General features: G+C 44.7%; 6 protein-coding genes. 3 read left to right on the top strand and 3 right to left on the bottom strand.

Going from position 1 to position 12,024, the window contains the following annotated elements; genetic code table 11:
- Positions 1–486: 486 nt before the first annotated feature.
- Positions 487–1,665 (top strand): DUF418 domain-containing protein, encoded by a 1,179-nt coding sequence (locus tag QX565_RS09765; protein WP_289292674.1) that lies wholly within the window; start codon positions 487–489, stop codon positions 1,663–1,665.
- Positions 1,666–1,874: 209 nt separating this feature from the next.
- On the opposite strand, the gene QX565_RS09760 is transcribed toward QX565_RS09765, so the two are convergent.
- Together QX565_RS09760 and QX565_RS09755 are read right to left on the bottom strand one after the other, a co-directional pair.
- A complete protein-coding gene (locus tag QX565_RS09760; RefSeq protein WP_289292673.1) occupies positions 1,875–3,341 on the bottom strand; it encodes a RagB/SusD family nutrient uptake outer membrane protein in 1,467 nt (488 codons plus the stop codon).
- A gap of 43 nt (positions 3,342–3,384) precedes the next feature.
- Positions 3,385–6,513 (bottom strand): SusC/RagA family TonB-linked outer membrane protein, encoded by a 3,129-nt coding sequence (locus QX565_RS09755; protein ID WP_289292672.1) that lies wholly within the window; start codon positions 6,511–6,513, stop codon positions 3,385–3,387.
- A 255-nt stretch (positions 6,514–6,768) separates the two neighbouring features.
- Between QX565_RS09755 and QX565_RS09750 the strand changes: the two genes are divergently transcribed.
- Positions 6,769–7,860 (top strand): DUF4421 domain-containing protein, encoded by a 1,092-nt coding sequence (locus tag QX565_RS09750; protein ID WP_289292671.1) that lies wholly within the window; start codon positions 6,769–6,771, stop codon positions 7,858–7,860.
- An 18-nt stretch (positions 7,861–7,878) separates the two neighbouring features.
- Here QX565_RS09750 and QX565_RS09745 read toward each other — a convergent pair whose 3' ends face one another.
- On the bottom strand, positions 7,879–9,438 hold the full coding sequence (locus QX565_RS09745; RefSeq protein WP_289292670.1) for a PD-(D/E)XK nuclease domain-containing ATP-binding protein: 1,560 nt from the start codon (positions 9,436–9,438) through the stop codon (positions 7,879–7,881).
- Between the two features lie 108 nt (positions 9,439–9,546).
- On the opposite strand from QX565_RS09745, the gene bioA reads away from it, so the two are divergent.
- Entirely contained in the window at positions 9,547–11,991 is a 2,445-nt protein-coding gene (gene bioA / locus QX565_RS09740) for an adenosylmethionine--8-amino-7-oxononanoate transaminase (RefSeq protein WP_289292669.1), read from the top strand.
- Positions 11,992–12,024: the final 33 nt, after the last annotated feature.

The following is a 12,024-nucleotide window of genomic DNA, read 5'->3' as shown; positions in this document are numbered from 1 at the left end:
TCCATACTCCATCTTAATATTTCCTCTGAAAGGATCTTTATAATTACTTTTTTGGTAACTATACATTTATCGAATGAAGCATAGCTATTATGTATCGAAGAAATCATTGGAAATAATAAATTAACAACATTAACAGCGTTTCTTAATCATAAATTTTAGTCTAACAAGAGTACGTACTTTTTATAGATAAGAGTACGTACTCTTCTTATATAAAAGTACGTATTTAACACACACTTAAATACGTACTTTTACAGCATAAAGAACACATTATTTAACCACACTGTCATTCAATAATTTACATTCATATTTACTCTTTACCATCCATAACCTTCAACGACAATTATCAGTCAATAAGTACTGTTTTGATAACTGAGAACGAATAGAAAAAACTGTTCGAAAATAAATATTTATCAAAATGAACCTGATGAATGACAATTAATTACTATGTTTGCAACAAGATATTTAACGAAGATAAAAAACTATTTTATGCAACCAACAGTAAATAAAACACCACGTATTGAAGTGATAGATGCCTTGAGAGGATTTGCCGTAATGGCAATTTTATTGGTACACAGTTTAGAACATTTTATATTTCCTGTCTATCCGACCGATTCGCCCGAATGGCTGAACATTCTTGATAACGGAACACTTAATGTAGTATTCTCACTCTTTGCCGGAAAGTCTTACGCAATATTTGCTTTACTTTTCGGATTTACATTTTATATCCAATGCCACAATCAAGAGAAGAAGGGAAAAGATTTTGGTTATCGCTTTCTTTGGAGGTTAGTATTATTAGTTGGTTTTGCTACCATAAACGCCGCATTCTTTCCTGCGGGAGATGTATTACTGCTTTTCTCTATTGTGGGGATTGTATTGTTCTTAGTGCGGAAATGGAGTAATAAAGCTATTCTGATCACAGCAATCTTTTTCCTGTTACAGCCCATTGAGTGGTACCATTATCTGATGAGTTTATTCAATCCGTCATATACGTTGCCCGATTTGGGTGTGGGTGCAATGTATCAGGAAGTGGCCGATTATACCAAAGCAGGTAACTTTTGGGATTTCATTGCAGGTAATGTCACTCTGGGACAAAAAGCCAGTCTGTTTTGGGCTATCGGAGCAGGACGTTTTCTGCAAACAGCCGGACTTTTCTTAATGGGCCTGTACATCGGCAGAAAAGAGTTGTTCGTAACCACCGACTCGCATCTTCGTTTTTGGATTAAAACGCTCATTGTTGCTGCCATATGTTTTGCCCCCCTCTATTCACTAAAAGAGTTGATTATGCAAAGCGAAAGTGACATAGTCAAACAGACAGTTGGTACTGCTTTTGATATGTGGCAAAAGTTTGCATTTACGTTTGTCCTGGTTGCCTCCTTTGTGATCCTGTATCAAAAAGAAAAATTCAGAAAGGCGGTAACAAACCTACGTTTTTATGGAAAAATGAGTCTTACCAATTATATCAGTCAATCTATCATGGGAGCTATCATTTATTTTCCGTTCGGATTTTACCTGGCTCCTTACTGTGGCTATACAGTCAGTCTGATTATCGGTATTGTCCTTTTCTTACTGCAAGTCCGGTTCTGTAAATGGTGGCTATCTAAACATAAACAAGGACCTTTGGAAAGTGTCTGGCATAAATGGACATGGTTATTGGCTGAAAAGTAATGAATATATTTCACCACAGAGTTATTTGTTTAAGTAGTTAATTCATACTATAACAGCGTTTTATTAAAACGCAGATGATCGCAGATTAACGCAAATTAAGAGACAGTTGTTCTTCCTCTTTATATTCTTTGCGAAAATCTGCGATCATCTGCGTTTCAATAATTAATCATCGCTTGTCGTACCTCCCCGTGCGGGAAGCACCCGAAAGCCTACAAATTCGGATTGGCATCGATCTCAGCTTTCGGGATAGCATACAGATAGTTGATACTGTTTGGCACAAATGCATCTCCTCCGGAGAATGTAAGGAACCAATGCCCTAACGGAGTGCGTTTGGCAAATCCTCCTCCTTCCTGCCAGGCATCTACTTGCTGCGCCTGCTCTTCGACGGAAAGTGCAACACGCTTCACAGACTGCTGTGTACGCAAGATATCAGTAATACTGAAACCCTCTCCCCAAAGTTCACGACGACGCTCCATCAGGATCTCATCGACAACATCGTCCTGTGATTTACCTGTTAAATCATAGTCACCCAATCCGCGGGCATGGCGCAATTCATTTAATGGTATTACCGCTTTCTCCGGGAAGCCTTCACGGGCAAGAGCCTCAGCCTCTATCAGAAGCATCTCGGAGGCACGCATCAACACGATATCGGCAGTATCATCTGCACGCATATGGAACTTTTTATAACCCAGATATCCCTCACGCATCCACTGGAATAATCCCAAACGAATATCTCCTTCGGAGAATGTATCCCTGAAATGAGGATCGGCCATGAAACTACTGTAAGCACCTACATAGGTTGCGTCCAGGTAATAAAAGTTATAGGAAGCATCGGATTGGGCAAGTGTCTGCGGATGCCCCCAGATCCATTCTTTATTAGATACGTTGTTGAATCCTTCGTATTCGGCAGTCGTTGTCATCAGCGAATATCCCTGACGGGCAGCGGCGGCGGCCTTTGCAGCCTCCTCCCATTGTCCGGTCAACAGATAGGCACGGGCAAGCAGTCCATTGACAACATTGGTATTCGGCTTGAATTTCTGCCCATCCCCTTTGCGGGTATAGTTCTTCAAATAACTCTGTGCCAGGTTAAGATCATCAAAAACGCGTTGATACACCTGGGCTACAGTAGATTTCGCTTTAGGTACCGTTTCACTTGTAGTGGGTTCTGTATAAATAGGTACACAGGGAGCCGCGGGATCTTTCAGGTAAGTGAACTGATAGTGTTGCGCCAGATGAAGGTAACAAAACGCCCGCAAAGCAAGTGCCTGTCCTTTTGCCTGAAGAAATTCTTCCGAATCACCATCAATAGCAATGGCGGTATTACAGTTATCAATCGTTTTATAAATGAGATACCAGGCAAAAGAGGTTCGGCTATTGTTCGGTATTGCTATATCATTGAACTGATAAGATGAATTAAACCCATAAGCAGGGCGGGAAACGACATCATCCGCCATCATATCGTCCTGGCACTGAAGAGCACGATAACCAATATTGGCATAGGTTGTGCCATACTCAAACAGATTATACCAGGCACCATTAAACAATCGTTCGGCATTACCGGGTACACTAACCTCATCGGAACTAACAGAGTCCGTGGGTTCTTTATCAAGAAAGTCACCACTACATCCCGCCAATAAAAGCAGGAAAGCAATATAAGGATAGATATATTTTTTCATAAACCATAAATTAATTAGTAGTTAGTAGTTGGGAGTTAGAATCCTAAAACGTCACATTCACTCCTCCCGAGAAAGTTCTCATTGCAGGATAACGATAATAGGTCAGTCCGCTAATGCCTTGTTCCGGATCGAGCCCCTGATTACGATGAATAGTAAACAAGTTATCACTTTGTACGAAAACCTGTACATTACTCAACGACGCCCGGTTGACAAGCTGTTTCGGCAATGTGTAAGAGAGTGTAAGGTTCTTCAGCCTCATGTAGGAATTGTTCTGTAAGAAACGTGTAGAGTAGGAAGTCCAGTTATTGGAAGTAGTACCCAATGCCGGAACATCCGTATACCGATTCTCCGGTGTCCAGCGATCCAATATCTCTTTTGACCATGAACGCCCTTCGGCACTACCATTATGCAGAATCATAGTGATATCACGATTCATGATATACCCACCTACGCTATAGGCAAAGATCGCCGAAAGCTCGATGCCCTTATAAGAAAACGCTGTATTGAAACCACCATATATCTTGGGCAAAGATGACTTGTTGACATAATAATCAGTAGCATCTTTATACACATTGGTCGTACCGCGACCTATCACATTTTCATCCTTATCGAGTATATCCATATACCACAACGGATCTCCGTTTTCCGGGTCTACCCCAGCCCATTCCTTCGTGTAGAAATCATAGACGGAACGCCCCTCTTTTAGCTTGTTCACCCCTACCGGAGGCATGTCTTTCAAAGGTAGTTCGGTGACTACGTTCTTGTAATGTGTCAGGTTGAAACCAAGTTTCCACATGAAATCCTTTGTATGGATCACCGTACCATTCAGCGTCAGTTCGATACCGGTATTTTTCAGTGCCCCCACATTTTCATCAACCGAACTATATCCCATAGAAGGAGCTACAGGACGTGAATAGAGCAAGTCTTTGGAACGGCGTTGGAAGAAATCAAACGAACCGGATACACGGTTGTTCCATAAAGAGAAATCCACACCCACATTGAAGTTGAGATTGGTTTCCCACTTCAGCTTCGGAGTGGCAATGCGGTCGGATACAAGTGCATTCTCCCCCAGGTTGGATACAATGGCATAAAGTCCTTTGCTGGCATAGTAAGTACCTAAGTTATCATTTCCCTGTGCTCCGTAACTGGCTTTTAAAGTCAAAGCCGAAAGCCAATCGGAAGTAGAAACCATGAAGTCTTCACGATCGATACGCCAGGAAGCTCCTACCGACCAGAAATTACCCCAACGGGTCTCCGGTGCAAAACGGGAAGAACCGTCACGGCGGTAAGAGGCAGAAAAGAAGTATTTGTCCTGGTAATCATACAGGAACTGAGAGAAATAACCCACCAGGGCATAATCAATCCGATAACCGGAACCTCCGGTGAGTTGCGAACCAACTACCAGTTCGGGCATATTAGGTAACGCCATTTTCGTACGGGAAGCAGAAAGTTCATCATAACGGTAGGAATAAGCTTCCTGCCCAACAAGTATATTGAAGTGGTGCTCACCAATCGTCTTATCATAAGTTGCAATATTGTTCCACGTCCAGGAGAAGGTACGGGTGTTGACACGACTTGAGCCACCTCCGGTAGTGACCGAAGGACCGATAAGGGAATTTGTGAAATCGAGAGAATTGTAATTGATAAGGTCGAAATTAAAACTCGTCTTGAACTTCAAACCGGGAATAAAGGTAACTTCCAGAAAAGTACGTCCCGAAAACTCATCTTTCATCCGTTCGGACTTATCGAGCGGAAGAGTAGCGGGCAGGTTCCAGTTTGCCATAGAACCGGAAGGACGATAGGGCCCGAAATCAGGAACAGGACTTCCATCCTTATAAATGATACTTCCATCATTGGGGTTTACCTCGTAGATGGGATAGAAACCGGGCATCGTACGTCCTGCATTGATCACATTACTGGTCTTCGTATCCGAAGATACCGGATAGTTCTGCATGGAATGCGCAAAGCTCATGTTAACACCACCCTTCAGCCAGGAGGTCATTTCACTGGTGATGTTGGAACGCAGGTTGAAACGCTGATATCCGGATTCAAGCGCAATACCCTTATCATTCAGATAACCGGCGGAAAAGAAATACTGATTCTTCTGTCCGCCTCCGGATACATTGAGGTTAAGCTCCGTACGCAAAGCTTGCTGTTCCATAGCATCACTCCAATCAAAATCCCACAGAGGGGTAGCACCGTCTACAAGTTTGCCATCCGTGCCTACAGGTTGTGAATAATTGGGTCCATAAGGGTTGGGACCGTCTCCCATAAGTTTGGTTACCAGATCTTTTGACGCCTGTGCGGCGGCTGTAGCAGGAGTATAGTTCTGCGTATCCTTGGCATATTGATTGCGCAAGGCTTCCCAATAGAGTTGGAAATAATCATTTGTGCCTATACGGTCATAATCACGTACGGCACGATTGGAACCACCGAAGGAGGCTTTTACATTGACGGTTGTTTTAGAGTCTGTTTGTCCCTGTTTAGTGGTGATAATAATGACTCCATTGGCACCACGTGAGCCGTAAAGAGCAGCCGAAGCAGCATCTTTCAGCACTGTCATGGAGGCAATATCATCCGGATTGATAGCGTTGACGGAACCATCAAAAGGCACACCATCCACTACATAGAGCGGTGCACTGGAAGCATTGATAGACCCGATACCACGGATACGTATCTCGGCATCCGTACCGGGTTGCCCGCTGGAAGCACTTGCCTGCACACCGGAAACAGTACCTTCAAGAGCACGCGAAACACTGGCTACCTGTAGTTTGGCTATCTCATCTCCTTTTACAGTAGAAGCGGCTCCGGTAAAGCTATATTTTTTGGCTGTGGCATAAGCTACTACCATGACCTCGTCCAGTTCCTTACTGTCGGATTCAAGAGTAACATCAATGGTACTCCGTCCGTTCACAGGCTTCTCTGCCGTCTTTAACCCTACAAAGCGGAAAACAAGTATCCCATCGGCAGGGGCAGATATAGAATATTTTCCATCGATATCGGTAATGGTACCGGTAGTGGCACCTTTTACCTGTACGGAAACACCGGGTAATGGTTCTCCGTCGGATATTACGGTGCCCGAAACACGTTTCTCCTGTTGTATGGCCGCCTGCAACGATACAGATACAACAAAGACCAGAAACGCTACTAATAGACGTAGATTGATTCTCATATTTTCTTGTGGTTTAGGATTTATTTACGTGAGGTATCTAACATTACATGGCCTTGTTTTGTTTAAGATACGAAACAAAATTTAAAGGAAGATTGCACAAACGGGAAGGAAGTATTAATTTCGCGAATGATGAGGTTGAAGTTGGTAGTTAGTAGTCAGTAGTTAGTAGTTAGAATCTATGTAGCATATCAGCGTTGTCATTCCGAAAGGATTCTAACTACTTACTACTAAATTCTAACTACTTATTAAAATAGTATGAAACAACTTGTAATTTGTCTGTTGGTGATATTGCCTCTCTCTTTGTTCGCTCAGAATGAAGAGAGCAACATCGTCATGCCGGACAGTGTGAAGACAACCAAACGTCCCAACGGATTTATAAGAGCTTTCAACTATCTGTTCAACCCCAGTGATATCGATACTACTTATATCAGCCCCAACCGTTACAACTATGCACTGATGCTGGACCACTTCACCAACTACGAATATTATAGTTTAAGCAGTAGTACTCCTCAGTCACAACGGTTACGGTTCTCTCCCAACCCCCGCAATAAGATAGGTCCCTACTTCGGTTGGCGCTGGATATTCCTGGGATGGTCTATAGACACCGACGGGCTTTATGGCAAACAGAAAGGAAAAAGAAAAGGAACGGAGTTTGATTTAAGTCTTTACAGTTCCAAATTAGGGGTGGATATTTTCTATCGACGCACCGGTAACGACTACCGGATACACAAAGCGGACGGTTTTGATGACATGCCCGATAATTATTCCGAAAGTTTTGATGGATTGAAAGTAGATATAAAAGGGCTGAATGCATTTTACGTATTCAACTATCGCCGCTTTTCCTATCCGGCAGCTTTCAGCCAAAGCACTAACCAAAGGCGCAGTGCCGGATCGATGATTGCAGGGTTCTCTATCTCAACACATCATCTGAACTTCGATCCTACCAAATTGCCGCAAACTATTCAGGAAAGCCTGAATGAAGATATGAGAGTGGAACACATCAAATACACAAATATCAGCCTCACTCTCGGTTATGCCTACAACTGGGTGTTTGCACGCAACTGGCTCGCCTGCCTCTCACTGACACCTGCCATAGCCTACAAAACCTCACGGATTGAAAAAGTACAAACAGAAACAAACGACTGGTACCAAAACTTCAACATAGATTTCATACTGCGTGCAGGGGTAGTTTACAACAACAGCAAATATTTTGCCGGGACCTCCTTTGTGGGCAGAACCTATGATTACTACCGGAATAATTTCTCACTAAACAATGGCTTTGGTACACTGCAGGTATATGCAGGATTCAATTTTTATCTGAAGAAGCAATACAGGAAAAAGCACTAAGTAATAATCTGACAACAACTACTCCACCAGCCAACGACTGATATTTCGTGTTTCGGCACTGAACTCTACTCCCACCTTCACTATTTCACGTCCATCCGCCAGATAAGGTATCAGATAGCCCCTGTCATCAATCTGCAGTAAGGCTTGTTCTGCCGTACCATTCAGCTTAAACTCAAAGACATAAACCTGATCGGGAGTCTTTACCACAGCATCCGCCCTTCCACGGGCACTACGCACTTCTGCCTCGGTGAACTGCCCCATCAACTTGAACACCAGATAAAACACAACCTGATAATGGCGTTCTTTGTTTTCGTTCAACTCATAAGGGAAATCGGCAAAAAACGATTGAAGACGAGTGAGGAAAGCTGATACATCACCTGCCTGTAGTTCCTTGATGAACTTGCCAATGTAGAAACGTCGTTCTCCGTCCGGTATTGGTGTATAAAAAGGCAATATGAAATTCATAAAACCGTACTTCACTTCATCATTCGGAAAAGCCAAACGATACATCTTGAAACGCTTATCATACTCTTTTATCGTGAGATATCCACTCTGGTAGATTAACGGGATAGGATTACGTGCCTCTACCCGATATTCAGTAAAAGCGGTAGAAGATGCTTCCACGCCATCAATCAAAATACGAAGATCGTAGTCACTCTTTTTAAGCAGTTCAACGAGAAAAGTAGGTGTCCCGGTCTGGAACCAATAATCATTAAATTCTTTTGCTTTCAGCGCATTGAGCACACTAAACGGATTGAAAACGCCCTCTCCCGCAGGATGAAAATGATAACCATCATACATCCGGGTCATCTCATCCACCGTTTCTTCATAAGTGGTATCGTTAGCTCTGCCCAGCACTTCCAGCTCAGGCTGGAAAATCGAAATTAACTCATCCCGGGTAATACCACAAACAGTAGCATAGTCATACCACAGGCTGATATCCTGCAATTGGTTCAAATCACTGAATACACTTACCTGGGCAAATTTGGTCACTCCGGTAAGGAAAGCGAAACGCAGGTAACGATCGGAGCTTTTCAGTACGCCATAAAAAGCTTTCAGGGTCGTGCGATACTCATCCAGCAAAGCCTCATTCTGCATGGCCTGAAGCAAGGGCTTGTCGTATTCGTCTATCAGGACAACGACATTGCGCCCGGTTAATTCGGAAGCACGTCTAATAACTCCCATGAAACGGCTCGACAGGGTAGTTTCGTCAACTCCTTTTCCGTATTTCAGTTCCCATTGAGTTAAGTGGTTACTGAGAATGCTGTTCAGTCTTTCGGGAGTATCATACTTCTCGGCGTTCAAGTCGAGGTGCAGCACAGGATAGGTGATCCACTCTTTCTCCAAATCTTCGATAGCCAACCCCTTGAAAAGTTCTTTCTTCCCCTCAAAATAAGCCTCGAAAGTAGACAGCAACAAACTTTTCCCAAAGCGGCGGGGACGGCTCAGAAAATAAGGAGTACTGGTACTTACCATCTGCCAGACAAGCGCAGTCTTATCCACATAGAGATATCCCTCTTTACGCAACTTCTCGAAAGTCTGTATCCCGATGGGGAGTTTACGGCTTAAATCAATCATAAGGCTATTATTCTAGGTATGACATTAGTAGTACGCAAAGATAGGTCTTTATGTTCACATACTCAAAATTTCTTTGTACATTTGCCCCGTTCAAAACCTGAAAAAAGAATGAAAACGAACCGTCCGATCCATAGACCTGCCATCCGTTTCCGCTGTTGGAGCCGGAAGGGATATGCTGCCTTTGCCAGCCTGGGACACCAGGTTACCATCGGGCAGTTGCATCTCAACGTGACGGAACGTTCGCTCGCCAAGCAAAAAGCTGCTCAAACTATCCCTTATCATACATTTATGACACTTGAAGAACTTAAAGACCAGGTGCTGCAAGGCGTTGATATCACGCCCGAACAAGCGGCCTGGCTGGCTAATACAGCCGACAGGGAGGCGCTATATGCGGCTGCCCATGAGATTACCGTCGCCCGTGCACAGCGCGAATTCGACATGTGTTCCATCATTAATGCCAAGTCCGGACGTTGCCCGGAAAACTGTAAATGGTGTGCACAATCTTCTCACTACCAGACAAAAGCCGAGGTTTACGACCTCGTCAGTAAAGATGAATGCCTCCGACAGGCACAATACAACGAAGCACAGGGCATAGCCCGGTTCTCACTCGTCACCAGCGGACGAAAACCTTCCCCGAAACAACTTATTCAACTTCGTGACTCCACCCGCTACATGCGCAGGCATACTTCCATTCAGCTATGCGCCTCCTTAGGACTCCTCGAAGAAGATGAATTACAGGTACTCTATGACGCAGGTATCACCCGTTATCACTGTAACTTAGAAACGGCACCTTCCTATTTTCCGAAACTTTGCTCTACGCATACGCAAGAGCAGAAACTGGCTACACTCAATGCTGCACGCCGGGTAGGTATGGATATCTGTTGCGGCGGCATTATCGGTATGGGAGAAACACTGGAACAGCGTATTGAATTTGCTTTCACCCTCCGGGAACTTGGGGTACAGTCCATCCCGATCAACCTGCTCAGCCCGATCCCAGGTACCCCACTGGAACACGCAACACCGCTGACAGAAGAAGAGGTATTAACCGCTATCGCACTTTTCCGCTTTATCAACCCGACAGCCTATCTGCGCTTTGCCGGAGGACGTTCACAACTCTCTCCGGAAGCTATGAAACGGGCTTTACATATCGGTATCAACTCGGCTATCGTGGGAGATTTACTAACTACACTCGGCTCAAAAGTATCGGAAGACAAGCAGATGATTTGTGCAGCAGGATACGGGATGGGAGAAGGGAGAAGGGAGAAGGGAGAAGGGAGAAGGAAAGAGAGGGAGGATGGGTTCGATCGGGAACATTTGTGGCATCCTTATACTTCGACCACGAATCCATTGCCGGTATATAAGGTAGAACGGGCAGAAGGGGCTACAATTACACTGAGTGACGGGCAGGTGCTTGTAGAAGGAATGTCGTCGTGGTGGTGTGCGGTACATGGATACAATCATCCGGTATTGAATGAAGCGGTACGGGAGCAGTTGGAGAAAATGTCGCACGTAATGTTTGGCGGACTGACACACGATCCGGCCATTGAATTGGGAAAGCTGTTGCTCCCTCTGGTTCCTCCCTCGATGCAGAAGATATTTTATGCAGACTCCGGATCGGTGGCAGTAGAGGTAGCACTGAAAATGGCCGTGCAATACTGGTATGCCGCCGGGAAGGCAGAAAAGAATAATTTCATTACCATACGCAGCGGATATCATGGTGATACATGGAATGCAATGTCTGTTTGTGACCCCGTAACAGGGATGCACTCGCTGTTCGGATCAGCACTGCCGGTACGTTATTTTGTACCTCAACCCGCCTCACGTTTCGATGGCGAGTGGAATCCGGAAGATATTCTCCCTCTGAAAGAACTGATAGAAACACGTTCCGACGAGCTCGCCGCACTTATCCTTGAACCGATTGTACAGGGGGCAGGCGGTATGTGGTTTTACCATCCCCGGTATTTACAGGAGGCAGCTAAACTTTGCCATGAGCACAATCTGTTACTTATCTTTGATGAAATAGCTACCGGCTTCGGACGTACAGGAAAGCTCTTTGCCTGGGAACATGCCGGAGTAGAACCGGATATCATGTGCATCGGCAAGGCACTGACCGGAGGATATATGACACTGTCTGCCGTATTGGCAACCAATGAAGTGGCGGATATGATTTCCAATCATGCACCGGGAGCTTTTATGCACGGCCCTACATTTATGGGGAATCCGCTGGCTTGTGCCGTAGCTTGTGCTTCGGTACGCCTGTTATTAGAGTCCGGTTGGCAAGAAAATGTGCGCCGTATCGAAGAGCAACTGAAGCGGGAACTGGCTCCGGCACGTTCACTTCCGGCCGTAGCAGATGTACGGATACTGGGTGCTATCGGAGTTATTGAGACACGTCAGCCGGTAGACATGGCATACATGCAACGGAGGTTTGTCGAAGAGGGTATCTGGGTGCGTCCTTTCGGAAAGCTGGTATACCTCATGCCCCCGTTTATCATCACGCCGGAACAATTAAGTAAACTTACGAGTGGAGTTATCAAAATAATGAGTAATTGAGTAGTTAAGTAGTCAAGTAGTAAGTAGAATACA

Source organism: Bacteroides sp. 41_26 (genome assembly GCF_949740115.1).
In the GTDB taxonomy this organism is placed as follows: Bacteria; Bacteroidota; Bacteroidia; order Bacteroidales; family Bacteroidaceae; genus Bacteroides; species Bacteroides nordii.
This window is presented reverse-complemented; position numbering and strand designations above follow the sequence as displayed.